The 25992-nt window shown below is 49.9% G+C and carries 16 protein-coding genes; 9 read left to right on the top strand and 7 right to left on the bottom strand.

Features of this window, described 5'->3' with window-relative positions; genetic code table 11:
- Nucleotides 1–41 precede the first annotated feature (41 nt).
- Nucleotides 42–4337, top strand: coding sequence for an AAA family ATPase (locus LCH85_01705; GenBank protein ID MCA0350687.1), 4296 nt, complete (start codon nucleotides 42–44; stop codon nucleotides 4335–4337).
- A 12-nt stretch (nucleotides 4338–4349) separates the two neighbouring features.
- Nucleotides 4350–5027 carry a hypothetical protein gene (locus tag LCH85_01700; GenBank protein MCA0350686.1) on the top strand — a complete coding sequence of 226 codons (678 nt, stop codon included), beginning with the start codon at nucleotides 4350–4352 and terminating at the stop codon, nucleotides 5025–5027.
- 28 nt (nucleotides 5028–5055) lie between these two features.
- Here LCH85_01700 and LCH85_01695 read toward each other — a convergent pair whose 3' ends face one another.
- Nucleotides 5056–6285, bottom strand: a complete 1230-nt coding sequence (locus LCH85_01695) for a hypothetical protein (GenBank protein MCA0350685.1) — start codon at nucleotides 6283–6285, stop codon at nucleotides 5056–5058.
- A 145-nt stretch (nucleotides 6286–6430) separates the two neighbouring features.
- On the opposite strand from LCH85_01695, the gene LCH85_01690 reads away from it, so the two are divergent.
- Nucleotides 6431–8116, top strand: a complete 1686-nt coding sequence (locus LCH85_01690) for a sulfatase-like hydrolase/transferase (GenBank protein ID MCA0350684.1) — start codon at nucleotides 6431–6433, stop codon at nucleotides 8114–8116.
- 58 nt (nucleotides 8117–8174) lie between these two features.
- On the opposite strand, the gene LCH85_01685 is transcribed toward LCH85_01690, so the two are convergent.
- Nucleotides 8175–9380, bottom strand: coding sequence for a S8 family serine peptidase (locus LCH85_01685; protein ID MCA0350683.1), 1206 nt, complete (start codon nucleotides 9378–9380; stop codon nucleotides 8175–8177).
- A gap of 340 nt (nucleotides 9381–9720) precedes the next feature.
- Here LCH85_01685 and LCH85_01680 point away from each other — a divergent pair, with 340 nt between their 5' ends.
- Nucleotides 9721–10782 (top strand): hypothetical protein, encoded by a 1062-nt coding sequence (locus tag LCH85_01680; protein ID MCA0350682.1) that lies wholly within the window; start codon nucleotides 9721–9723, stop codon nucleotides 10780–10782.
- Between the two features lie 70 nt (nucleotides 10783–10852).
- Here the strand turns inward: LCH85_01680 and LCH85_01675 are convergent, their stop codons facing one another.
- Complete coding sequence (locus LCH85_01675; protein ID MCA0350681.1) at nucleotides 10853–11812, bottom strand: alpha/beta hydrolase; 960 nt, start codon at nucleotides 11810–11812, stop codon at nucleotides 10853–10855.
- Between the two features lie 177 nt (nucleotides 11813–11989).
- On the opposite strand from LCH85_01675, the gene LCH85_01670 reads away from it, so the two are divergent.
- A complete protein-coding gene (locus LCH85_01670) occupies nucleotides 11990–12904 on the top strand; it encodes a YafY family transcriptional regulator (protein ID MCA0350680.1) in 915 nt (304 codons plus the stop codon).
- 226 nt (nucleotides 12905–13130) lie between these two features.
- Here LCH85_01670 and LCH85_01665 read toward each other — a convergent pair whose 3' ends face one another.
- Complete coding sequence (locus tag LCH85_01665; protein MCA0350679.1) at nucleotides 13131–18794, bottom strand: fibronectin type III domain-containing protein; 5664 nt, start codon at nucleotides 18792–18794, stop codon at nucleotides 13131–13133.
- A gap of 453 nt (nucleotides 18795–19247) precedes the next feature.
- Here LCH85_01665 and LCH85_01660 point away from each other — a divergent pair, with 453 nt between their 5' ends.
- Complete coding sequence (locus LCH85_01660) at nucleotides 19248–20258, top strand: substrate-binding domain-containing protein (protein ID MCA0350678.1); 1011 nt, start codon at nucleotides 19248–19250, stop codon at nucleotides 20256–20258.
- Nucleotides 20259–20359: 101 nt separating this feature from the next.
- A complete protein-coding gene (locus tag LCH85_01655; GenBank protein MCA0350677.1) occupies nucleotides 20360–20728 on the top strand; it encodes a hypothetical protein in 369 nt (122 codons plus the stop codon).
- A 38-nt stretch (nucleotides 20729–20766) separates the two neighbouring features.
- On the opposite strand, the gene LCH85_01650 is transcribed toward LCH85_01655, so the two are convergent.
- Complete coding sequence (locus LCH85_01650) at nucleotides 20767–21162, bottom strand: hypothetical protein (GenBank protein ID MCA0350676.1); 396 nt, start codon at nucleotides 21160–21162, stop codon at nucleotides 20767–20769.
- Between the two features lie 36 nt (nucleotides 21163–21198).
- Nucleotides 21199–22179 carry a pre-peptidase C-terminal domain-containing protein gene (locus LCH85_01645; protein ID MCA0350675.1) on the bottom strand — a complete coding sequence of 327 codons (981 nt, stop codon included), beginning with the start codon at nucleotides 22177–22179 and terminating at the stop codon, nucleotides 21199–21201.
- 492 nt (nucleotides 22180–22671) lie between these two features.
- Between LCH85_01645 and xylA the strand changes: the two genes are divergently transcribed.
- A complete protein-coding gene (gene xylA, locus LCH85_01640) occupies nucleotides 22672–23832 on the top strand; it encodes a xylose isomerase (protein MCA0350674.1) in 1161 nt (386 codons plus the stop codon).
- An 80-nt stretch (nucleotides 23833–23912) separates the two neighbouring features.
- A complete protein-coding gene (gene xylB / locus LCH85_01635) occupies nucleotides 23913–25412 on the top strand; it encodes a xylulokinase (GenBank protein MCA0350673.1) in 1500 nt (499 codons plus the stop codon).
- A gap of 91 nt (nucleotides 25413–25503) precedes the next feature.
- Here the strand turns inward: xylB and LCH85_01630 are convergent, their stop codons facing one another.
- On the bottom strand, nucleotides 25504–25992 hold the full coding sequence (locus tag LCH85_01630; GenBank protein MCA0350672.1) for a hypothetical protein: 489 nt from the start codon (nucleotides 25990–25992) through the stop codon (nucleotides 25504–25506).

Below are 25992 nucleotides of genomic sequence, written 5' to 3'. Positions count from 1 at the left end.
GATCTGGCGCGATTGATTGAATAGAAGAGAGGATACTACCAATGCACAATCAGGTTTTGCAGGAAGCTGCTAACCAGCGTGAAAGTGCTCGTTTGTTGCAACTGCGGCTCACAGGCTTCGTTGGCCGTGAAGCCGAACAAGCGGCGATTCGCGAATTAATTGATCAAACCCATGCAACGGGTGGTTATGTGTTGGTAACGGGCGAGGCTGGTGCGGGCAAAAGCAGCCTGATCGCTCAATTAATCGTGAGCGCTGGGCTGGCCCAAACGCCCCAGCATTTTATTGCGCTGACCCCAGGTCGTGCCTATCAACTCGACGTGCTGCGCAGTATCGTTGCCCAACTCATGCTCAAACACGATCTGACGGATCGCTATTTTCCTGCCGATAGCTACCCCGCTTTACGCCTTGAATTTGGCCAGTTGTTACAAACGCTCTCAGCGCGTGGCATCAGCGAAACGATCTATCTCGATGGCTTAGATCAATTACAGCCTGAGGTGGATGGAACCCGCGATCTCAGCTTTTTGCCCTTGCAATTGCCGCCTGGCATCGTGATGGTGCTTGGCTCGCGACCTAAAGAGACGATCGCTAGTTTAGCGCTTGAACACGGGGTCGTTTATCAGGTGCCACCATTGCGCGAACAGGATGCGATTGGGCGTTGGCAGCAGGTGCAGCCGATGCTGGAGCCAGCGCGATTGCACGGTTTAGCACAATCAGTCAAAGGCAATGCCTTGTTGGTCGAGCTGGCGGCTACTGTGCTGCGCCACACTTCGACTAATGAATTGCCTGCATTACTCAACCACGCCAGCGCTGACGCGACCAATCTCTTTCGACTAAGCCTTGGGCGGATCGAACAAGCAGCGCCGCACCACTGGCAACCGCTGATTCGCTCGTTGTTGGCGGTGTTGGTGGTGACCCAAGAACCGCTTGAGCCAACGGTGTTGGCGGCGATTCTTGAACAACCGGTTGAGGCGATTGCCGAAGTGCTGCCCCTGATGGGCGATTGGGTGAGTGTTGCCGCTGATCAGCGTGTGGCCTTGCGCCATTTGTTGTTTCACGATTTTTTGCAGCACTACGAGTTTGCGGCGGCAGAACGTCGTGTGTGGCATGGACGGATGGCGCAGTGGTGCGGAGCCGCGCTTGACCAGATTTGGCAGGATAGTGCAGAACCGGTCGAACAGGCACGGCGCTGGTATGCGCGGCAGCATTACATTACCCATTTGGCTTATGCGGAACAGTGGGGAGCCTTGTGGCAGGTGATCGATGTCGGCGAGTATGGTGAGCACAAAGTGCGGTTTGAGCCAAGCACCCGCTTGTATGGTTTGGATTTGGATCGTGCCCGCGAGAGCGTGATTGCTGCTGGCCAGAGCATCGAACAACAGCTTGAACTCTTGCCGCGCTTGTGGCGCTATAGCCTGTTGCGCACCAGCCTCACGGCCCATGCTGATCGTTGGCGTGACTACCATTTTGTCATGTTGGCGATGCTTGGGCGGGTATCTGAGGCGCTAGCCCAGCTTGATATTTGTTCGAATCAAGTATCCCAAGTGCGAGTTTGGTCGCAACTATTGCCCTATCTAGAATCTGATGTACGCTGGCGAATCTTCCAGCGCATGGAGCAAACAGCCCGTAGCATCTCCGATTCGCGTCATCGCGATTATGCGTTGTATCTCGTTGCGGTCGCCTATGCCGACTATGACTTGCTGAAAATGGCCTATCCAATTGCGATTAGCCTTGGTGATAGTCGTGATGAAACGCTGGCACATTTGATTGACGTGGCGATCAAACAGCATGATTTAGCCTATGCTCAAGCCATAATCGGGTATGTTCAAGCACCAGCAGCACGGATTAAGCATGCCTTGAATGTAACCAATGCCTTGATTGAAGACGCAGAATTTGATGCAGCCAGACACGTATTGGCCGGCATTATGCCCTTGGCCCAAGCGGAGCATATTGTTGAAATTAATAGTTTGATTGCCCTGCTCGAATGGCGACTGGGTAATCAGCAACAAGCCCTAGCATTGCTGGATGAAGCCCAAACCATGAGCGCACACTTAAACCCCGATCTGCGATCCAGTGCGTGGTTGGCGGTGATTAAGAGCTATGTGCAACAGGGCGATTTGACCAAGGCCACAAGTTTGCATCGAAAAATTCAATCAGTACAAGTCTGGTGTGATCTGATCATGTTTTATCGTGATCGCGCTGAAGTAGCAATAGCGACTGAGTTGGCTATTGCTATGACCACTCCATATTTTCGTGATTCGGCTTGTTTTGCACTGGTTGAGTGGTATTGTACTCATGCTGAATTTGCAGATGCCCAACGCCTGATTGAATTAATCGGTTCCGATTGGGACAAAGTTAAAGCGTATTGTTTGCTAGCAAGCAGTTATGCTCAAAATTTGCAATTTGAACAAATGCTGGCAGTAATGCAGCTGGCACACAATACCGTCCCGCGTGAGCGGGAACATTCGATTCCAAGTTTGTTAGTCATTGCCGATACCTATGCTCGCCACAATTTGCATGAGCAAGCCCGTAGTGTGTTTGAACAAGTATTAGCACTCTTTTTGAGCGGCCAAAGGTATAATCGGGATGAACATAACCTACACTTTGTGCAAAGTACCCAGCGCTATGGCTATCTCGATCTTTGCGAGCCATTGATTCAACGCTTATTTACGCTAGGAGAGTATGGGTTTGATAATGATCTCGTTGAGCAGATTGCGAAAGTTTATGCTGAACAAGGCGAACTTGCCCAAGCAGCCCAGATTATTCAATCAATTGATCAAGATTATCAGTTTATCCAAGCAGCTCAAGGGCTGGTGTTGAGCACAACCAACCAGCAGCAATCTGCTGCTAGCGAATCGTTATTGCTTGCGGCGCGGCAACGGGTTGCCCAAATTAACCCCGATGGCCTGTCTGCACTAAAAACCCTTTGCGAGCTAGCTGATACAGCGTTGCAGCTTGGATTAACCGCCATCGCCCAAACTTTGCTGAGCGACGTTGATCAAGCTCTACTACACAAGCCACATCTCCTAAACCATCCCTTGCTCCAATATGAAGCGTGGCTGCTCAAAAGCTATCAAGCCCAACATAAACTTGCCAGTCTAGTAGAGCTTGCGCGGTTAATCGACGATCCGCAAGCCCATGATCAGCTGATTGCGGCAATTCTTGAAGCCTATCTTCAGGCTGATGATGTTAGGCAAGCCTATCAGCTGCTTCGATTATTTAATGATTTTGCGGATGTCTATGCTAAAAGTGCTTGTAAACTGGCGATCAAAGCCAGCCAACTCGGGCTAACTGAGCTGGCAACCCAAGTGCATCCTGAAGCAATCTCAGCCTGTGAGACCGTTCGAGAGTCGCATCGTCGCTTTGAGTATCTCAGAGATCTTGCGGTTGCCCAAATTAACTATGGTGATGCAGGATGTTTAGCCCGCTTGTTACAGATTTTTCGCGAGCAGGAAGCAGTATTCGGCCAGATCGATTGGTATATTGAAGCGCTTTGCGCAATTGCGGTGGCCTTTGCCGAACAATGCGATGCTGTAGCGTTTGCTGATTGGCTAAACTATGCACATAAGCGGGCTACGGCGTTTCCCACTGGCTACCAAGCGCTTGCTGAAACGTATTTTGGCTATGCTCCAGATTCGGCTATCGAGGCATTTTTGGATTCTGTTGAGCAGCTGGTTCAAATAAGCCTAGATCAGGGCTATGCAGATACTGCTCTTGAGGCGTTGGCTAAAATATATACAAGCTATGCAGCCCATGGTCATGCCGAGTTTTTGGTCAAAGCCCATCAAGCCGCAATTAGTATTCCTGATCGTGACTATCAATATGCTGCACTTGTAACCGTTGCCCAAGCGTATCTGAAGATCAAAGCCATGCCAGAGCTACAAGTGATTATTAGTGAGCTGAGCCAACTTGGCTTTGATTTTTGGATATTTCAGGATCTTACTGCAAGTTGTATTGAAGAAGGCGAGCTTTATTTGGCATACCAGTTGATTCTGTTCGATGAGCGTCATCCAGTCAAAGATGAGGTCATTTGTAACTTGATTGCCCGCTTAATCCAAGCCGATCAGCCGATAATTGCCTATCAGTTAACAAGCGAGATCTACGAGGCTGATAATCGAGCTGGCAGTTTGCAACAAATCATTCATTATTACCTTGAGCGTCAGCAAATCACTGCTGTTATCAAGATTATTCAAACCACATGGCGTGATTGCCAAAGGAGTTACGAATTGTGGCAGTTGGGGCCAATCATTGTGCCGTTGATTCCCCACTACCCGTGGCTTGGCACTGCCTTGCTCGATAGCGTGCCCTGGCTTGAACAGCAATTAGCTCGCTTGAATTAAATGAGGACTTCTATGCAACCCGATTATTATCTGCGTCGCCCACCATTGCCAAGTGAACCAGCCTTAATCGCTCAATTTGAGGCGTTGTGGGCTGAAATTGAGCGTTCGAAGACACTTCTTGATCTGACTGGGATGCTGGCTGGGCCGCGTTGGCCATTTTTGGTGTATTTGGCTGAATATAAACCAGTGCTCTTTCATGGCTCGGGCAATCCAAGTTTGAGCAAGCTTGTGCCACGGCAGGCCAACGATATTGTTGAATTTGGCAATCAGCGGGCGGTTTACGCTGCCTCTGATGGGATTTGGCCAATTTTTTATGCGATTCTGGAGCGTGAGCCGCAGGAAGTTTCGTTGTTGAATGCCTGTTTTCGTCAGGTTAAGCCTGATGGTAGTTTCGCTGATCCCCATTACTTTTTCTCGATTGACGATCAGGCTTATCTAAGCCAGCCATGGCGTACTGGCACGATTTACCTTCTGCCCCGCGAAGGCTTTGTTGCCAAGCCAACCAGCTACAAACGTGGCATGACCCTGCAAATTATGGAGTGGGCCAGTCTGCATGAGGTTGCCCCAATCGCTCGCCTCACGGTTTGCCCACAAGATTTTCCTTTTTTGAACCAGGTGCGTAGCCATAATCTAGCCCGGTTGATCGAACAAGCCAATGCCGATCCTGAAGGCTTTCCATGGCTTGAGTAAAGGTGCTGGTTTATTTGACATAATTTCACTAAACTCGACTGAGCAGCCGAATTTCACGCTCGCGCCGCAACGACCAGGCGCGGTTGCTCGCACAATCAACAATAATTAAATCGTTGGGCCTGCCGATGGCATAGTTGCTGCCATCAGGGCTAAACGCCACATTTTCGCGCGGTGTTGGCTGATAGTTCAAGGTTTCATGCACCTCCCACGTAGCAGCATCAAGCAGGCTGATGCTATTTGCGTGCCAGAGGATCGTGCCATTGGCTAAGGTTGCTGCCTGTCGAAAATAAAGTTGCGAGCTAACCCGTTGTGGTCCAACCCAACGTTGTTCGCGCAGCACTTCAAGCGTCGTGCCATCCAATTGTACTAACCCATAGGCATGGCTTTGGCCTGGGGCTAACTCAACGTCGCGATACCATGCAACTGCTAACAGGCTACCATCAGCTTGCCACCACGCCTGTTGAATTAGTCCGCGCTCAAGGGTTTTGGCGACGCTCGGTTGGAAACTGGCACTCACCAAATCGTAATGCCACAGCTCGATTGCGCTTGAATCGTGCTTGGCGGCAGCCCGCGAAACCTGTGGTCGGGCACAAAAGCTGGCCCCTCGCTCAACATTCCAGCAAACCACATGATCATTAACGTTGCGCAGCTCGCCGATTTCAAGCCGAATTTCTTCATTGGTGCTGAGTTGGTAGGCTTCAAGCATTTGCTTATAGTGTGGTCGGCGTTCAACTGCCACACCCCGTAGCACCAGCAGTTGCCGAGGATCAAAGGCTGTATCCTTCACGAAGATCATCCGTTGGGTATCTTGCCAAAACATAATATCATTGGTTAAATCCCAAATCGCATCATCGGCTATGAGCATTTCCTCGCCCAACCAGCCGATCAGGGTATAGCTCTCGCGTTTTGGCGATGTAAGGGTCAAGCGCCATTGCTGGCCTTGGCGTTGAAAAATATGAATTTGCCGACCAAATTGAGCCGCAAGCTGTTCACCACTTGGTGAAAAGCGACAGCCGCGACAATCCCAAGCCTCAAGCGTGGCAATCGCGGCTCTGGGTGCAATCTGGCTCGCTAAACCACTGGCAATTTCACGCCGAACCTGAGCCTCAAGCCATTCGCCACATTCAGAGCAGGCGAATTTCTCAGCAACTTCAACAAAGGTATGATCAGGATTGGCCGAACCAACTGGCTGCGCTTCGATCAGTTTGGGCATAAACGTTGCACCACATTCTGGGCAGGTACTACTCAACGTGCTCATCGTTGGCTCCTTGCAGCTATAAACCTAGCTACACTGCTAGATTAATTTGGTTATAACACTAAATCGATTTCAAAACTAGTAGGCCTGATTCGTTAAGCACATGCAGGATGGATTATTCCGTTTGGTAATTAACAAGGAGGCTAGGATGGCGTTTGGCGATCTGCGGCGGCAACCGAATTTGGTGCTGATTATCTCCGACCAGCAAAGTGGTAATCCGCATTGGCCTGATGGTTGGGCCGATGCCCAGCTGCCAGCAATGCGGCAATTAAAGCAAACGGGTGTAACGTTTACCAATGGTCATACCAATGCATGCACTTGCTCGCCAAGTCGAGCCACCTTGTTTACAGGGCTTTACCCCGCCCATCATGGTGTAACCGAAGTGCTCGAATTCGATAATATGAACGATTTACGCGAGAAAACCGCAACCGGAGTTAAGGAGCGGCGACAGCAAGGGTTGCGCAGTAATCTGCAAAATCTGGCTAAAATGTTGCGCACGGCAGGCTATCAGGTTGCCTACAAAGGCAAATGGCATCTGACCAAACCAGCTCAATTTAGCACCTCACTGAATCAGAAATATTGGACAGAGGCTGATCGCGAACATCTGGCCAAGTATTGGGGCTTCGATGCTTGGGGCATGCCCGATGCTGGCGATAATTTGGCGATTGCGAATATGGGCGGTGGCGATACTAATAACGATGGGCGTTTTGTGAGTGGTCATGGCAAAGCTGCCAAATATGGCGAGTTGCCCAGCGCTTTTTTAGAATCTGAAAGCATTTTGAACTGGATTGAACACTACGATTCCGAACAACCATTTTGTTTGATTGTGTCGCTGGTTAATCCCCACGATGTCTTGGCTTTTCCTGGCACTGGCACGGCAGCGGTGACGATTGATGGGCAACAAGTGCCATTATTTGAGGCAGCGGGCTACAATCGTGCCGCCTTTGCTGATTTGCCGATTGGTTTACCAGCAACTGTGAATGAATCGTTGAGTACCAAGCCCAAAGCTCAGACCGCTTTTCGTCGTTTGAGCAACGCGGGTAATGGGGTGATTGGCCCCAATGATCACGAGGCTCAACTTGGCTATTGCCGCTTTTATGCTTATCTTTGTCGCCATGTCGATCATCAAATTTTACGCGTGCTGGATGCGCTCAAACACAAAGGTTTGTACGACGATACCGTGATTGTCCGCGTCAGTGATCATGGTGATATGGCGATGGCCCATGGACGGCAACGCCAAAAAATGTACAATGTCTATCAAGAAACCTTAAATATCCCCTTTGTTATCAGCAATCCCAAGCTTTTCCCTCAGCCCGTGCAAACCAATGCCTTAGCTAGTTTGATCGATTTAATGCCAACGATCGCGACGATTGCCAATGTACCCGAACGCGAACGCTGGCAGTTTCAAGGCAATGATCTTACACCGATTTTGCATAATCAGCAGCGCGAAGTACAAGATCATCTGCATTTCACCTACGATGATTTGTATATGTATGTGCCTGGGGCTAACCATATTCGTTGTGTGGTTGAGCAATCGTGGAAATATGCGGTGTACTATGATCCATTTTCGGGGGCGCAACCAGAGTATGAGCTTTACGATTTAGCCGCTGATCGCGAGGAACGGCATAATTTGGCCTACCCCAGTGTGTTTGCCAAATTGCCACCAACCCGCCAAGCCGAGGTACAAGCGCAACGCGATCGGTTGCATGAAAAACTAACCCACGTGATGACGCAGCATGGCACAACCCCCGATATGATTATTTGGCCCAAACATTCTGGGCTTTCGCCCTTTGCCTCAACCGATCTCCCCAAACACCCCGACGACCCAAGTTGAAAAGAAACAGCCTCGCGTCAAAGCAGACGCGAGGCTGTCATCACGCTTTCAATGAAGCTTATTGTACCGCAGCATAAACGTTAATTCGGCCACACGACCAATAGGTGCCAGTGCCCGCGATTGGATCAGCGGTGGCGCAAATACGATCGCGAATTTGGGCGTTGGTGCGGTTTTGTGAGGCCAATAAGCCTGCCAAGCCTGAAACATGGGCGGTTGCAGTCGATGTACCGCTGATGGTGCTATAACCGCCATTCAGCCATGTTGAATAGATGCTTGCACCTGGTGCGGCCACTTTGACCCATGTGCCATAGCCCGATGAAGGCGTTTTAATATCGGTTTTGCCGCTAGCCGCCACGGGGAAACAGTTGGGATAGGCCGCTGGATAGGTTGGCGTACCTGAGTTGCTGCCACCAACTGCGCAGGTCAGGAATGCACCTTTATTCCAAGCATAATTAACTGCGTTTTGCAAAGTGGTTGAGGCGCTGCCACCCAAGCCTAAGTTGATGACTTTGGCTCCGTTGTTGGCGGCAAAGGTAATTCCCTGCGCCACGGCAGCCAACGTGCCACTGCCATTATTATTAAATACCCGAATTGGCATCAAGCGGCAATTGGGGCATAAGCCCGCGCCACCAGTGCTATTGTTGGTTTCGGCAGCGGCAGTGCCAGCCAAGTGCGTGCCATGACCGTTGCCATCCATGGCGTTGGTGTCGTTATCAACAAAATCGTAGCCAGCCACAATTTTAGCATCAAGATCAGGGTGGTTGGTTTGGATGCCCGTGTCTACAATCGCGATGATCACGCTGGGGCTGCCTTGGGTAATGTTCCAGCCATCATAGGCTTTGATTACTCCCCAAGCCCATTGCTGACCCAAACCTGGGTCATTCGGCGTATACAGCGGAGCGTAAATGTAGTTTGGCTCGATATATTCGATCGCTGGATTATTTTTTAGCTCGGCCAGCACGCGTTCAGTTTGCGCTGGAGTAGCGTTTTGTTTGAGCGCAGCAACTTCAATTAACTCGAGATCAAGGCTATCGAGGTGTTGGAGTTGATCGACTCCGAGGTTTTTGAGGGTATTGTTGCGAGCAGATTTACTCAGCCCAGACTTGAATTTGATCAAATATTGGCCTGCAACCGCAGGTGCTTCGGCCTCAGCCAACTGTTCAGGTGTTTTTTCTTTCAAACGAGTCTGCCCAGCAGTGTCCGTAGGGCTAGCCAAACTAAGCAAACAGCCGACAACCAACGTACTTAGCCATAGACGCTTCAAGCGAGCCTCCTCAACAAATGGTTGCAACAAACAGTTATCCAGTACGCTTCCAACATGGCGGTCGTACCTCCACCTGAGCAACAATGTTGACCACAACGCGGTAAGGCCGTGAGAATTGCAGCTTGCCTCCTTAATTAAATAATCAATCGATGGCTCTATACTAGCCGATTTTACTTAATTTGTAAAAAAATTTAATAATTAGCCACATTTTAGCCCAATAATTGATACTTTGCTCTGGATAATGCTGGCAACAACTGACAAGTTTTGTCATAGCTTGCGGCTGGTTTATGGCTATAGTAGCGCTGTAGCTGAAACACATTGCAATCAAGGAGCGAAATCAATGCCAAGCCGTTATAATCGTTTAGCATGTGGATTATTGTTGGGTTTTGTGCTCAGTGCCTGTGGTGGGAGCGAGCCGCAGCAATCAAATCCAACGCCTGTCGCGCAAATTGAGCCAACCGCTGTGCCTGAAACAGCCAATTCAGCGCCAGCCACTGGCAACCAAGCCAACGACTTAATCGATCAACTGACTGATCCGCAAAAAACGGCTGAAAAACTCAAAACCTTGCAAAGCTATCGTTTGCGCAGCATCACTAAAATTAGCACCAAAAACGCCGAATCATCAAATGAATCGATCAGCGAAACCTTGGAAGAACGCATAAATCAGCCTTTGGCGGTGCATCTCGAAGTAAAAACCAATACGCCTGATCCAACTAATAGCACTTGGCTGATCGATGGTTCGGTTTATCAAGTGCAGGATACTGGCACCGAGCAAATTTGTAATGCCACAGTGCTCGATGCTCAAATGATGGAGCAGACCTTCGATATGGCGCGTTCATTCAATGGTGGGATGTTGAACGCCTTGGCGGCTTCGTTCGAGCCAACGTTAGTTGCCGAGGCTGAGAGCATCAACGGCATGACGGCAGCCCACTACCAGGTTGAGAGCGATGCAGCTGGCATGATCATCAAAGGCGATTTTTGGATTACGCCTGAAGGTATTTTGATCAAATCAAGTTCGAGTATGGATCTCTCGTCTGAAGGCAACAGCATGATCACTGAAACCACGATCGAACTTGATCAAATTAATCAAATTGGCCCTTTTGCTGTGCCTGCAAGCTGCACCCAAGTGGCCGATACGTTGATGGGTAGCTTGCCAAAACTGGAGGATGCCCAAAATTTGCTGATGGACGAGAGCCTGATGAGCTATAGCACAAGTATGCCCATCGCCGATGTCGTCGCTTTCTATAAAACTGAGCTTGCTAGCCAAGGCTACACGGTGAGCAGCATCTACGAAAATGCCGAAGGGACAATGCTGCAAGCAGTGAACGATAGTCATACCTTTAATCTGACGATTGGGGCGGCCATGAATGGTTTAACAGGAGTGCTGATTCAAACGCAATAATCTGGCTTGATTTACCTGTCTTTGCCCCCTTGCTTGGCTAGAGCAAGGGGGTTTTTAAATGCGGCGTTCGCTAACGTTCCCGCTCTAGCCTGCGCTCCTGTTTTTCCAGCCAGCTTAACATTGCTTGGTTTGTTTCTGCTGGCTTTTCTTGCTGAATCCAATGACCACAATCCAGATTGACTACTTCTACATTGGGCACGAACGTTGCCAACGTGGCAGATTTTTGAACTGAATCACGGTCGCCGTAAATCATGAGGGTCGGCTGATGGATAATTGGGTTGACTGCTGCCAACAAGTGCCAGTTGCGGTCAAGATTTCGATACCAATTGAGGCCACCCGTAAAGCCAGACGATTCGAATGCTGAGACAAAAACGGCTAGCTCGCTCTCGCTCATAATTGGTTCGCCGAGTGGTTTTTCGGCTCTGGCAAGATTGATCAATGGCATACCTGGTTGTGGCTCAGTCGGTGGAATGTTCTTTCGATACAGGTTGCGCAGAAATTGAAACCGATTGGCTTCGAAGATCGCATCGGCAACACCTGGTTGGCGATTGAAGTGAACAAAATAGGAATCGCTACCAATCATCGCTTCCATGAACTCGATCCACGGTTTTTCTCCACGTTCAATGTAGGGCACGCTCAGGTTAATCAGCTGATTGACTCGTGTGGGATGCAACAAGGTCAAGCCCCAAACCACCATTGCTCCCCAATCATGGCCAACAAAGGTAGCATCGGCATATCCATAATGATCGAGCAGGGCGATCAGATCGCCTGACAAATGTTCAATATCGTAGGCGGTTACAGCGGTCGGGCGTGATGAGTTGCCATAACCGCGTTGGTTTGGCACGATAACATGGTAGCCTGCTGTGGCAAGCGCGGTCATTTGATAGCGCCAGGAAAAGGCATGTTCGGGCCAACCATGACACAGAACAATCGGTTTTCCGCCTTGGCGTTGGCCTGCTTCAAACACTTCGAGTTCAACACCGTTGACGGAAATGAGGGTTGGCTTGGGAAAATCGGTTGGATTAACCATTACATTTGCTCCTTAGCTTTTGTTCCTAAGAAAAATCGGCACAGCTGATGTCTTGTCATTCGTTTGGTATGGTTGGCAGAAATCAAACCCTGCTATGCCTGATATCGGGAGTATAATCAGTAAAAGGTGACAGGTTGATGTCATCGTTATGAAATCGTGGAGCAAAAGAGGGTAATGATGGACAAAGTGGAGCGCCTGATTTCAATTATCATGATCTTGCTAAAAAAAGAGCTTGTTTCAGCAAAGGAATTTTCACGGCTCTTCGATGTTTCCAAAAGAACTATTCTGCGCGATATGGAAACCTTGAGTTTAGCAAATATCCCAATCTACGCGGTTCAGGGGGTCAAAGGCGGCTATGGCATCATGGAAGAATACAAAGTTGATAAACGGCTCTTAACTAGCGCTGATTTGCATAATATATTGACTGCACTTGGCGGCTTGGAACAAATCTTCCTGACTGAAGAAGTTGCAAGAACGATTAAAAAAATCGAGGCAATGGTTGGGCAATTAGCGCTCAATCGAACGATTCACCTGTCGTTTTATACTTGGGAAGGTCGGTCTGAGCTGCTTGAAACCTTAAAGATATGTCAAGAATCGATTTTAAAGCAAAGACTGGTCTCGTTTGATTATATTGATAAAGACGGGGCTATAACCCAGCGCATGGTCGAGGCCTACGCGCTCCATTTTAGCGAATCGAGTTGGTATTTGCGGGGCTTTTGTTTAGATCGCCAGGCATACCGCAGTTTCAAATTAGCGCGGATCGATCAGATTGTGCTGGGAGCACGGGTGTTTCAGCCTCGCGATGATTGGCCAGAGCAGGGCTATGAAGCGAGTTATCTCCCACAATTTATCACAATTAAGGCATGGATAGCGCCGAGCATCAAAGATCAAATTATCGAACGCTATGGGCGAAGCAAACTTGAAGACCATGGTTCGGCATTTTTATTAGCAACCATGGATGTTCCTTACGATCGGCGGGGATTTCAATTTTTAGCAAGTTTCGGCACTCAGCTCAAAGTTATCGAACCGCAAGCCTATGTTGAAGAGTTTCGACAATATCTATCACAAATGCTCGATCATTATTCCGCATAGGGTCTTAGCCCAGTTGCATTACTGATTGGCTAACTGCTATCCATGCTTAGTTCAAATCTAAAAGCCATTTGCATCGCCACAAATACTCGATCAGCCATCTGGTGCTCCACCAAAAAGAGGGTTAACGCAGTCCTAAAGTAACGGAGTAGGTGAGAATTTTCCACCTACCCCGTAAAAAACAATCCGCCAGATTTAAAGGCTTCTAGAGCATACTCAGCTATGAGCGTTATTCACTAAATGGCAGTGTTAGCATCGATTGCTGACCATCAGCCGTAGTAGCACTCGTCCGCACAAGTGATGCACCATTGCCAATTGCGTTCCACAGCTCGACTTTCAGCTTACCATTGGTCAGATTGGCAAAACTCCCAGTTGCTGAGCGCAACCCACGCGTATGATTGTATAGTTCCCAGCCAGTCACCGGATCAGTTGCGAAGTAGTTGTAGGTTTCGATCCGATCCCATGTGCCATCGCCGGTAAAATCGTAGGAAATTCGCACTTGGCTGGCGTTGCCTACGCCGATGCCTGCATCAAGGTAGAGATTAAATTGAGTGGTTTTGGCAGGATCATAGGTTGCCGTCAGATCATTAATTTGATAGGTGATAGCATTGGTTGGCAGCCCATCCCAGTTTCCATTTTGGGCACTCGCGAGCGAATCACTATCTGCCGCATTGCCTGGAGTCACACTCAACATTCCGTCAGCGGTTTGGCTAGCACCATCAAGCAGATACAACTGCGCACGAAATGAATTAGCCTGAGTAGTGAATGTAACAGTTGCGCTAGGCTCTGATTGATTGCCAGCAGCATCAAAGGCTGTGACGACCAATGTATAGCTAGTATCGGCATTCAAGCCAGTGAGGTTACAACTCAGCGCATCAACAAGGTTACACCCGCTGGCCGCTTGATCTGCCCCATTCAGATAGACTGAATAACCAACAACCCCCAGATTATCAGTCGCTGCATTCCAGCTAACCGTAGCCGTGGTAGCGCCTATGTTGGCAATTGCAACATTTGTTGGCGCTGTTGGCTGAATCGAATCCAATTCGGCAGTAGTAAACGTGATGCTTGTGCTAGCCTCTGATTGATTGCCAGCAGCATCAAAGGCCGTGACCACCAAGCTATAACTAGTATTGGCACTCAAGCCAGTGATAGTACAGCCGAGGCCTGTGACCATCTGACAATTGGCCACGGCAACCTGACTACCATTGAGGTAGGCGGAATAACCGACGACCCCAACATTATCGCTTGCGGCTTGCCAAGTAAAGGCTGCTGAGTTAGCAGTCGTCACGCCGCGCAGAAGATTGGTTGGCGCAGTGGGAGCCTCGCTATCAACACTTGTTGTCAAGAATGGCAAAACCAAAGTTGATTGCTGACCATCGGCGCTACTGGCACTCGTGCGAATCAACGATGGGTTATTGCCGATTGTATTCCAAAGTTCAAGTTTGACCTTGCCATTGGTCAAATTAGCAAAGCTGCCTGTTACCGAGCGTAATCCACGCGTATGGTTATAGCGTTCCCAACTATTCACCGGATCAGTTGCAAAATAGTTGTAGGTTTCGATCCGATCCCACGTGCCATCGCTAGTAAAATCGTAGGCAATGCGTGCTTGCGTACCATTGCCAACCGCCGTGCCTGCATCAATAAACAGCTCAAACTCGGTGGTTTTGCTGCTATCGTAGCTAGCCGTGAGATTTTCGACCTCATAGCTGATGGTTTGCGTCGCCTGGCCATCGATGTTAGTTACACTCGCCGCCGGAATCGAATCGCTGGCGGCTGCATTGCCACTGGTTGTGCTGAGTTGGCTCGGCATGGTTTGTGTAGCGCCATCAAGCAGATACCAAGGATTGCCAAATGTTGGTAATGGGTTGGTACGAACAACCAAGGCATTGCTGGCAGCAGAAACATTGCCTGCCGCATCAAATGCTTTCAGGGTGATGCTGTATTGGGTATTAGGCGTAAGTCCAGTCAGGCTACACATGGTTGTTGTTATAGCATTGCAACTGGCTACCGCAATTGGGTTCGTGCCAAGATAGGCATTGTAGCCAACCACACCAACATTATCGCTTGAAGCCGCCCAACTTATATCAACCGTCGTGGTGGTTTTAGCGAGAACCTGAAGATTTAACGGTGGCGTTGGCGCTTGCGTATCAGCTAAGGTTGTCACAAGGATGCTAGCACTAGCAAGCGAAGCATTGCCCACAGCATCAAAGGCTTTGACCGTAATGCTATATTCAGTATTGGGTGTAAGTCCGGTCAGGTTACATACAGTTGTGATTACGCCATTGCAGCTGGCAACTGCAATTGGGTTCGTGCCAAGATAGGCATTGTAGCCAACTACGCCGATATTATCACTCGAAGCCGTCCAACTAAGCAGGATACTCGCAGCAGTTACATTGGTAGCATTAAGATTGGTCGGGGCCGTCGGGGCAATCCGATCAATATCAGGTGTAGTTATATTAATCGCATTACTTGCAAGCGAAACATTGCCTGCCGCATCAAAGGCTTTGACCCTAATGCTGTGGGTAGTTAGGGGATTCAGGCTGGTCAACGTGCATTGAGTTGTACGAACGGCTCGACATTCGGTTGCGGGAGTAGCAGTATTATTGAGATACACTGCATAGCCTTCAACCCCAATATTGTCATTCGCTGCGTTCCATGCAAGCTGTGCCGTTGTCGCTGTGATTAACGAAGCTGTTAGATTAGTAGGCGCAGTGGGTGCTTGATCATCACCAACCAAGCCAAGTGGATTGAAGGCGGCATCGGCAAAAATCAACCAGGCGGCACTCGATACCGCATTCGCCGTGCTCATCGTCCAATAGCCGTTGTTTGTTCCTTGCAACGAATAGGGTATGCCCCCATTGGCCTTTTGCCCCTTCACCAGCTGTTGCAGAAAATACTGCGCGTCGCTGGTGCGGCCCACCGCCTGCAAGGCTACAATCAATTGGCCCGTGCCCTCAAACCAGATATCATTGCGGTCGCTGTTGAAATCCACCGCATCGATCCCGCCCAAGGTCACCCGATGCGTGCCCAATGCATACTCCAAGGCCATGATATACTCGTCGCCCAGCGCGGCCACGCCCCAGGTGTTCACATCCAACGGGTCGCGCTGATCATCGCGGCCACCCAGCCAGCGACCTTTGGCAGCCTCCCACACCACCGTTTCAAGAAACTGCTTTACCTGTCCGGTGCGCGGTTGATCGCCATAAAAATAGCGGGCTGCCGCATACAGGTCGATTGCATGCTCAGTCGATCCCCAGCTGTGGAACCGATAGCCTTGTTGGGTCGCCTCAAACCCACCATTCACCCCACCATCATCCTGCTGAAAGCCAAAGCCAAAGTTCACTGCTCGCAACGCCATCTCGCGATAGGTCACCAGATCGCCGGTTGCGGCTTCATAACTCGCCACCGCCAAGGCAACCCACACCGCTGGCCCGACATCGCGATGCCATTCCATGACTTGGTTGGGATTGCTACAAGCATAGATATTGTGCCAACTGCCATCGCCCCATTGCGAACCACGTAAGGCGGTCAATACGGCCCGAGCGCGATCATAATCGGCTTTCACCACAAAGGCGATCGCTGCGACCGCTTGGTCGTACACCACACACAAATCGTCGGCAGCTCCACCTTGCTCGAAGCTATCAACTAAGCCATTCGCCAACTGCTGTGAGCGCAACCAACTATAAGCCTTATCTGAGGCACTTACGGGCGGCTCCACCACCACCGGATCAGGCGTTGGCGCAACACTCGTGATCGTGGCTGTGCCTAAGCCAAGCGGGTTGAAGGCAGCATCGGCAAAAATCAACCAAGCGGCACTCGACACCGCATTCGCCGTGCTCATCGTCCAATAGCCGTTGTTCGTGCCTTGCAACGAATAGGGGATGCCACCATTGGCCTTTTGACCTTTTGCCATTTGGTGCAGAAAATACTGCGCATCGCTGGTGCGGCCCACCGCCTGCAAGGCTACAATCAATTGGCCCGTGCCCTCAAACCAAATATCATTGCGATCACTGTTGAAATCCACCGCATCGATACCATCCAAGGTCACCCGATGCGTGCCCAAGGCATACTCCAAGGCCATGATATACTCGTCGCCCAGTGCGGCCACGCCCCAGGTGTTGACATCCAATGGGTCACGCTGATCCGCGCGGCCACCCAGCCAGCGGCCTTTGGCGGCTTCCCACACGACTGTTTCGAGAAATTGCTTTACCTGTCCAGTGCGCGGTTGATCGCCATAAAAATAGCGGGCTGCCGCATACAGGTCAATTGCATGCTCAGTCGATCCCCAACTGTGGGACCGATAGCCTTGTTGGGTCGCCTCAAACCCCCCATTCACCCCACCATCATCCTGCTGAAAACCAAAGCCAAAGTTCACTGCTCGCAACGCCATCTCGCGATAGGTCACCAGATCGCCAGTTGCAGCTTCATAACTTGCCACCGCCAAGGCAACCCATACCGCTGGCCCGACATCGCGATGCCATTCCATGACTTGGTTGGGATTACTACAAGCATAGATATTGTGCCAACTGCCATCGCCCCATTGCGAACCACGCAAGGCCGTCAATACGGCCCGAGCACGATCGTAATCGGCTTTGACCACAAAGGCGATCGCCGCCACCGCTTGGTCGTACACCACACACAAATCATCGGCAGCCCCACCTTGCTCGAAGCTATCAACTAAGCCATTTGGCAATTGCTGTGAGCGCAACCAGCCATAGGCCTTATCTGAGGCACTGACGGGCGGCTCCACCACCACTGGATCAGGCGTTGGCGCAACACTCGTGATCGTGGCTGTGCCTAAACCGAGCGGGTTGAACGCGGCATCAGCAAAAATCAACCAGGCGGCACTCGACACCGCATTCGCCGTACTCATCGTCCAATAGCCGTTGTTCGTGCCTTGCAACGAATAGGGAATACCACCATTCGCCGTTTGGCCTTTCGTCATCTGTTGCAGAAAATACTGCGCGTCGCTGGTGCGGCCCACGGACTGCAAGGCTACAATCAATTGGCCCGTGCCCTCAAACCAAATATCGTTGCGGTCGCTGTTGAAATCTACCGCATCGATCCCGCCCAAGGTCACCCGATGCGTGCCCAATGCATAGTCCAAGGCTACCGCATAGTCATCGCCCAGTGCGGCCACGCCCCAGGTGTTGACATCCAATGGATCACGCTGATCGGCGCGGCCACCCAGCCAGCGACCATCGACTGCATCCCACACGACTGTTTCGAGAAATTGCTTCACCTGTCCGGTGCGCGGTTGATCGCCATAAAAATAGCGGGCTGCCGCATACAGGTCGATTGCATGCTCGGTCGATCCCCAACTGTGGAACCGATAGCCTTGTTGCGTCGCCTCAAAGCCACCATTCACCCCACCATCATCCTGTTGAAAGCCAAAGCCAAAGTTCACTGCTTGCAACGCCATCTCGCGATAGGTTACCAGATCGCCGGTTGCGGTTTCATAACTCGCCACCGCCAAGGCCACCCACACCGCTGGCCCGACATCGCGATGCCATTCCATGACTTGGTTGGGATTGCTACAGGCATAAATGTTGTGCCAACTGCCATCATCCGATTGCAAGCCACGCAAAGCGGTCAAAACGGCCCGAGCGCGATCGTAATCGGCTTTCACTACAAAGGCGATCGCTGCGACCGCTTGGTCGTACACCACACACAAATCGTCGGCAGCTCCACCTTGCTCGAAGCTATCGACCAAACCATTTGGCAATTGCTGCGCTTGCAACCAACCATAGGCCTTATCCGAAGCCGTTGGAGTAGTTTGAGCAGCCGTTGGTTGAATTGTAAATGCAAAAAGACCGAGGATAAAACTTGTGAGGATGAGCAGCGTGATCGTTCGAAATATACGATGCCGAGAGAGCGTTGCTGAGTCCATCATTGGTCTCCTTTTTATTCAGAACATCCTGAATCTGGTTTTGTCGTTGGTAAAAGGGCCAGCTAAATACGGATCATGATGGTTGGTGATAAAGAGGTGAGGTTTTTGAAATCGCTTTCAGAAAATTAGCATAATTTTAATAAAAAGTCAAGGATTTGATCGATAAATTTGGCTATTCCATTCATTTTATAAAGTATTATGAAAATTTATTTCAAAATATATACATTTTATGAAAATAATTTTCAAATCATAGTCATAATAGGGCAAATTTTGGGGCACGAGCAGCAGCGTGCCGACCGCAATATAAGCGTCAATTAGCGATTAAACCAAAGCCAACCATCCGTTTGTGCCACAAGCGGAATAAGCCCATGCTTTGCATTCAAACGGGAATATGGTATTGTTGATGCTCATTATGAAACGATTGATAGCTTGGAAGCGCTAGTTTGGTTAAGCATTATGACTGGAAGTAAACGGATCACCATCCATGATATTGCACGTAAAGCTGGGGTATCACCCAGTACTGTCTCGCGGGTCTTGAACAGCACCACGCCTGTAGCCGAGGCCAAACGCCAAGCTGTAACGATTGCGATTCAACAATTGGATTATCGTCCAAATCTGATTGCCCAAGGCTTGGCCCGTGGCACATCCACAATTATTGGTGTGCTGACCCAAGATATTGGTAGCCCGTTTTATGGCGAGTTACTGCGCGGCATCGAATATGGATTTCGTGGCAGTCGCTATCACCCGATTTTTGCCGATGGCAACTGGCAACAAGCTGAGGAATATAACGCATTAAACATTCTGCGCTCACGCCAACCTGAGGCATTAATTATTTTAGGTGGTTTAATGCCCGATGCTGAAATGTTGGCCGCAGCCCAAGAATTTCCCTTGATCATTATTGGGCGAAGTGTGCCAAGTTTGGAAGAATATTGTGTTTTGGTTGATAATTTCCAAGGAGCCTATCGCGCAACCCAATATTTAATTGAAATGGGCCATCAACGCATTGCCCATATTACTGGGATTCGCAGCCATCAAGATACGCTTGATCGCCAGGCAGGCTATGAACAAGCCCTGCGCGATGCCAACTTGCCAATTAATTCCGACCTGATTGTTGAGGGAACGTTTCAAGAACAATCGGGCTTGCTGGCCGTCGAAACCTTATTAATGCGGGCGAACCCATTTACTGCCCTCTTTGCAGCCAATGACCAAATGGCCTATGGTGCTCGCTTAGCGCTCTATCGGCGCGGAATTCGTGTACCTGAGGATGTTTCGCTGATTGGCTTTGATGATTTGCCAAGCTCAGCCTATACCACTCCTCCATTAACTACTGTTCGCCAACCAACCTTCGAAATGGGCATGAGTGCCGCCAAAGCAACGCTTAATTTAATCGATCAACGGCCATGGCCATTGCCTCAGCTAACTCCCGATTTGGTGATTCGTGAGTCAACTGGCTTTGCACGGCGTTAGCAGTGATCAGCTCTGCAAAAATGCTCAGCCAAAAACGCTCTTCTAAACAAATGATGTGATCACGATTTAATCAACAATCGTCCTTGATGGAGACCAATTCTATGCAACCAACTGAGCCTGCCAGCGTCGAACCCATTCGCCTCTATGGTCATGCGAGTTGCCCTGCGGTTCCGCCAGTGCGCGGGCTGCTCAATCGAGCGAACATACCCTATGTCTATCTCAATATTCACGATGATCCCGCAGCCGCAGCGGTTGTGCAGCAGATCAACCATGGCAACGCGAGCGTGCCAACGCTAGTATTTCCGGATGCCAGCACCCTGACCGAACCGACCACGAAGCAACTAGTCGAACGGCTGGCACAGGTTGGGTATCATGTGCCATGGTATGCACAGCTGATTGGCCATAGCTGGAAACTGTTGATTGGGGCAGGGATTATTCTAGCGATCGTGCGCAGCTTGGGCTGGATTTAAGCCAGGCTTACCCTATGGAATCAAGATCACCCAAGCTGCTACTCAACATACCAACTCATGGTGAGTGCATCCATCGCCCACGGCTCGTCAGGAAATAACAGCTGCCATGCATGGAGCAGAAAGCCATAGCGATCGGTGGGATAGCGGCTAAATTCAATCAGTTGTTCCCAGACCTGAAGAAAGTCATAATCCATACGGGCATCATAGGTATTGAGACAGTAGCGCAGTGATTCTTTCATCCAATATTGGGCGCGGACATCCGCCGGATTCGTGGCAGGATCAAATTCTGGTTGAAGATAATGGCGAATAAACAGCGCTTGATTCACGCGATCATCAAGATACAGTGAGCGATTGAGTTGCGGGAATGAATGTGTCCATGTCCGAATCATCAAGCAATAAAAGACCCAATCCCGATCAACCTTAATCGGTCGCATAGACATCATCCTTCGTGCTGCTTGTTCCGAGGTAAACTAGCGCAGTATTGCAGTTAATTCATAACTAGGGGAGCTTGTACTTGTTGAAATAGCCCAATAAACGCCAACAAGGTATAGCCCATCATTCGTTATCGTGTTGGCAGTAATCGAAAATGTGATGCTATCATCAGCTTGATTAGGATTGACTGAGCGACCAACCTCATCATACAAACCAGTCCGCGGATTAAATTTATAGAGATACAGATCAAGATCATGGTGCCCGATACCACCCCACTGGCTTGTGGTATTTTTGAGTCGTAGCTGAAGACTCCCCCCTTGTGATTGGCTGATCTGATAGTAATCTAAAGATCGCTCTCTTTCGCCAATAAAATCATTGGCGCAAACTCCGCCCGATGGTGCGAGATGTCCGCTTCTTGCAGGGTTATTGTTGGCTGGTTCTCCAACATCTTGGCAGCTTTGTAAATGAGCAAAAGCGGAGTAGAACTGCTTTTTGGTTACAATAGTTACTGTTGCGCGATTACCGCGTGGTTCTATTGTTCCATTGGAAACGATAACATCAACATAAAACACTTCATTTCTTTCCGCTAGTAGGTCGGGAATCGTGTGTAATTTGATATAGAGAACATCCGTTCCTGTGATATACCCCGTGATTGCATATGCATGCGATTGATTCGTCTGCGGTAGTATAATTTCACTATCAAAATCAACATTAATTTGTGCAGGATTAACTGGATTTTGTGCGGTATATAACTGAATATCGACTTTAATTCCGCTCGTTGTTTGGATAGGTCTATCAGTACGTAAGGCCAACCATACATCGTCTCCCTCTACAACGGCCACATCGATTGCATCCCACGTAACAAGTGGTAATACATTGGCATCAGCCGGTTTTTTTCGGTCGGAGTTTGGTTGCGCCGTTGTTGTAATATCTGATTGAGGCGTTTCAAGAGAACGATAGGGGAGAGAGCCACCAAAGACTAACAGAACGACCATCATAACCTTGTACATTCGATCCATTCCGTAACTTCCTATCTGGCTCATACTAGCCCATTGCGTGGCAACCCACACAGCGAAAATTATTCAGGTTTGTAGCTCAGCAAATGGTTGATTATACGATTGCTGCGTGGTTGGGCTATAAGGAGGATTGAGGTTAATCTCCATAAATACCCTATTGATGTCTGCCTACACACCCTCGAATTAGTATAATAAACCTGTCAATCCCCACATTTGGTAGCATAGTCTTTCGGCGAAAAGGGCATGCTCAGTGATCACCATGAGCATGCTGGATGGAGCTAGAGCGGGTTATCTTCGCTTGACAAACCACGATGCTTGATCTAGATTATGCTTTGTAAGCGTTTACACAATTTTTGCCCTTAATTATAACCTCAATCAGTCGTTTTGTGCCAAATTTGCTCTAAAAACGTGAAAATTTAGGTAAATTTTCTGCAAGCGCTTACAGAAAATATGATCAGTGAACGATCAACTCCGTAGTACAAGGAGGTACCATCGATGTACGACGCACAGCCTGCCCACAAATTTACTTTTGGCCTTTGGACGGTCGGCAATGTTGGCCGTGATCCTTTTGGTGAGCCAGTTCGTAAGCCGCTGACTCCCCCTGAGATTGTGCATTTGCTGGCAGAGGTTGGTGCTTGGGGCGTAAACTTTCACGATAACGATTTGATTCCAATTGATGCAACCCCCAGCGAACGCGACTCAATTATCAAAGCCTTTCGAGCGGCTTTAGCTGAAACCGGTCTCGTTGTGCCAATGGCAACCACCAATTTATTCAGTCATCCAGCTTTTAAAGATGGTGCGTTTACCAGCAATGATCCGGCGGTACGCGCCTATGCGCTGCAAAAAACCATGGCCTCGATGGATTTGGGCGCTGAATTTGGGGCCACGACCTATGTATTTTGGGGTGGTCGCGAAGGCAGCGAGAGCGATGCCGCCAAAAATCCGCTGGAAGGCTTGAAGTGGTTCCGCGAGGCACTCAACTTTTTGTGTGAATATAGCTTGGCGCAGGGCTATAATTATCGTTTTGCCTTGGAAGCGAAGCCCAACGAACCACGCGGCGACATCTTTTTGCCCACCACCGGAGCCATGCTCGGCTTTATCGAAACCCTCGATCACTCAGCCATGGTTGGGGTTAACCCCGAAGTAGCCCACGAAACCATGGCGGGCTTGAATTTTGCCCATGCGGTGGCCCAGGCGCTTGATGCTGGCAAACTCTTCCACATCGACCTCAACGACCAAGCCAGTGGTCGCTATGATCAAGATTTTCGCTTTGCAGCGCATAACTACAAGCAAAATTTCTTCTTGGTCAAACTGCTCGAAGATGTTGGCTATGATGGCCCGCGCCACTTCGATGCTCATGCCTACCGCTCAGAAGATTTGCAAGGGGTCAAAGATTTTGCCCGTGGCTGTATTCGTAGCTATTTGATCTTGGCTGAAAAAGCCCGTCGTTTCAACGCTGATACTGAAATTCAAGGCTTGTTGGCCGAATTGAAAACAGTTGAGCCAGCGGTGGCCGCCTTGGCTGGCAGCTATTCAGCAGAACGAGTTGCCGCACTCAAGGCCTATGAATTTGATCGGGCGGCGCTGGGTGCGCGCGGTTTGGGCTACGAAAAGCTCGATCAATTGACATTTGAATTATTGATGGGTGTTCGTTAAGCTTTTAACCACGAAGAACACGAAGGCCACAAAGTTGCCTCGGTTGGTTTCTTTGTGGTTTATTTTATTGGAGCACCATCATGGCATATGTACTTGGTTATGATATTTCGACGACGGCGACCAAGGCACTGTTGATCGATCAGCAAGGAACGGTGGTGGCGATTGGTCAGGCGAGCTACGATTATGCTACGCCATACCCATTGTGGAGCGAGCAATCGCCGCATTTATGGTGGCAGGCTTGCCGCGAAAGCACTCAGGAAGTGTTGGCAAACGCTGGCGTGGCCGCCACCGAGATTGTGGCAATTGGCTTGGCTGGTCAGATGCATGGCTTAGTTTTGCTTGATCAAGCGGGTGACGTGTTGCGCCCAGCCTTGCTTTGGAACGATCAGCGGACTGCTGAGCAATGCCAGCAAATTACCGCCCGCCTTGGTGAACAACGCCTGATCGAATTAACGGGTAATCGGGCATTAACCGGCTTTACTGCGCCGAAAATTTTGTGGGTTCAACAGCACGAGCCAGAAATTTATGCCCAAATTGCCCATATTCTGCTGCCCAAAGATTATGTGCGCTATTGTCTGACTGGCGAATTTGCCAGCGATGTTTCCGATAGCGCTGGCACGCTGTTGTTGGATGTACGCAGCCGTCAATGGTCGGCGGAAGTGGCTCAAGCACTTGAGATCGATCTGGCATGGCTACCACAATTATTTGAAGGTCCAGCGATCACAGGCCAATTGCATGCTGAAGCCGCAGCGGCTTTGGGCTTGGTAGCGGGCATTTCGGTGGTTGGCGGTGGCGGTGATCAAGCGGCCAATGCGGTTGGCACAGGTGTGGTTGAGGCTGGTAGCATTGCCCTGAGCCTTGGCACATCGGGCGTGGTTTTTGGGGCGACGGCTAGCCCAATCATCGAGCCACAAGGCCGCTTGCATGCTTTTTGTCATGCTGTGCCTGGGCGTTGGCATTTGATGGGCGTGATGTTGAGTGCGGCGGGTAGTTTGCGCTGGTATCACGATACCTTTGCCCCACAACTGAGCTACGACCAATTGCTGGAGCCTGCCGAGAATGTGGCGGTTGGCAGTGCTGGCTTATTTTTTGCACCTTATCTGACTGGCGAACGCACGCCGCACCCTGATCCCTTGGCTCGTGGCGGTTTTATTGGCCTGACTGTGCGGCATACGCAGGCCCATCTTACCCGCTCGGTGCTCGAAGGCGTGGCCTTTGGTTTACGTGATAGCCTTGAATTGATGACCCAAGCTGGAATCGGTACCATTGGCGCAATTCGAGCTTCAGGTGGTGGCACACGCAATCATTTATGGCGGCAAATTTTGGCCGATGTCTTGGGAGCACCATTGGTTGGTGTGAGCACAACCGAGGGTGCGGCCTACGGCGCGGCATTGCTGGCAGCGGTTGGGGCTGGTTGGTATCGTGATGTTGATCAAGCGGTTGCGGCGACTGTGCGCTTGAGTGATCCCACTGAGCCAAGTGCTGATCAAGCACGCTATGCCGAATTATATGCAACTTATCGCGCAATTTACCCAGCGTTGCAACCATTGTATCCAGCGTTGGCAGCAGCTGAGGCCTAACTTTAACTAAAACCGGATGCGCTGCCTGAAACTCAGGCAGCGCGGGGAGCGAATGTGAGGTTGGCCAAGCACCAGCCTCAAACTTTTCTACTTAGCGATTAATCCGTTTGATCAATAAACCCATGCCAAACGCAACGCTCAGGCCACCTGCGGCAACCCCCATATACCACCAATTATTTGTAGATGGCGGAATAGGTTGAACGGTGATGCGATAAACTTCGCCCTCAATTGTGCCAAACGGCATTGGTTTGATTGAAATCTCCCATTCTCCTGCGCTTGGTAATTGCAATGTAGCTTGGAAATGACCAACATCGCCAACTTGTTGACCCCAAACTTGCTGAAACTCTTTGCTCGTTGCATGCTCTGCGGTCAGCAAGGGCTGAATCGGCTGGTCGCCGATGCCATTGGTTGGTTTATTGCCATGTTGTAACACGCTAAATTCGAGTTGAAAAGGCTGGCCTGCCACAATCGTATCTGGCAATTTGGTGATTGGGGTGGTGGCCCAACCGCCAGCCTTGCTGATGCTGATTAATCCAAATTGCAACCCGACGAGACATACGAACATCAATAAACGACGCAT

It is taken from the genome of Chloroflexota bacterium, assembly GCA_020161265.1.
Taxonomy (GTDB): Bacteria; Chloroflexota; Chloroflexia; order Chloroflexales; family Herpetosiphonaceae; genus Herpetosiphon.
Note: the sequence above shows the minus strand (reverse complement) of the source record. Positions and strands in the feature narration are given on the sequence as shown.

What these genes read in the sequence shown, in the direction of transcription:
- LCH85_01705 (MCA0350687.1), top strand. Translation starts at nt 42, where the DNA reads ATGCACAATCAGGTTTTGCAGGAAGCTGCTAACCAGCGTGAAAGTGCT.
- LCH85_01700 (MCA0350686.1), top strand. Translation starts at nt 4,350, where the DNA reads ATGCAACCCGATTATTATCTGCGTCGCCCACCATTGCCAAGTGAACCA.
- LCH85_01695 (MCA0350685.1), bottom strand. Translation starts at nt 6,285, where the DNA reads ATGAGCACGTTGAGTAGTACCTGCCCAGAATGTGGTGCAACGTTTATG.
- LCH85_01690 (MCA0350684.1), top strand. Translation starts at nt 6,431, where the DNA reads ATGGCGTTTGGCGATCTGCGGCGGCAACCGAATTTGGTGCTGATTATC.
- LCH85_01680 (MCA0350682.1), top strand. Translation starts at nt 9,721, where the DNA reads ATGCCAAGCCGTTATAATCGTTTAGCATGTGGATTATTGTTGGGTTTT.
- LCH85_01675 (MCA0350681.1), bottom strand. Translation starts at nt 11,812, where the DNA reads ATGGTTAATCCAACCGATTTTCCCAAGCCAACCCTCATTTCCGTCAAC.
- LCH85_01670 (MCA0350680.1), top strand. Translation starts at nt 11,990, where the DNA reads ATGGACAAAGTGGAGCGCCTGATTTCAATTATCATGATCTTGCTAAAA.
- LCH85_01665 (MCA0350679.1), bottom strand. Translation starts at nt 18,794, where the DNA reads ATGATGGACTCAGCAACGCTCTCTCGGCATCGTATATTTCGAACGATC.
- LCH85_01660 (MCA0350678.1), top strand. Translation starts at nt 19,248, where the DNA reads ATGACTGGAAGTAAACGGATCACCATCCATGATATTGCACGTAAAGCT.
- LCH85_01655 (MCA0350677.1), top strand. Translation starts at nt 20,360, where the DNA reads ATGCAACCAACTGAGCCTGCCAGCGTCGAACCCATTCGCCTCTATGGT.
- LCH85_01650 (MCA0350676.1), bottom strand. Translation starts at nt 21,162, where the DNA reads ATGCGACCGATTAAGGTTGATCGGGATTGGGTCTTTTATTGCTTGATG.
- LCH85_01645 (MCA0350675.1), bottom strand. Translation starts at nt 22,179, where the DNA reads ATGGATCGAATGTACAAGGTTATGATGGTCGTTCTGTTAGTCTTTGGT.
- xylA (MCA0350674.1), top strand. Translation starts at nt 22,672, where the DNA reads ATGTACGACGCACAGCCTGCCCACAAATTTACTTTTGGCCTTTGGACG.
- xylB (MCA0350673.1), top strand. Translation starts at nt 23,913, where the DNA reads ATGGCATATGTACTTGGTTATGATATTTCGACGACGGCGACCAAGGCA.
- LCH85_01630 (MCA0350672.1), bottom strand. Translation starts at nt 25,992, where the DNA reads ATGCGTCGTTTATTGATGTTCGTATGTCTCGTCGGGTTGCAATTTGGA.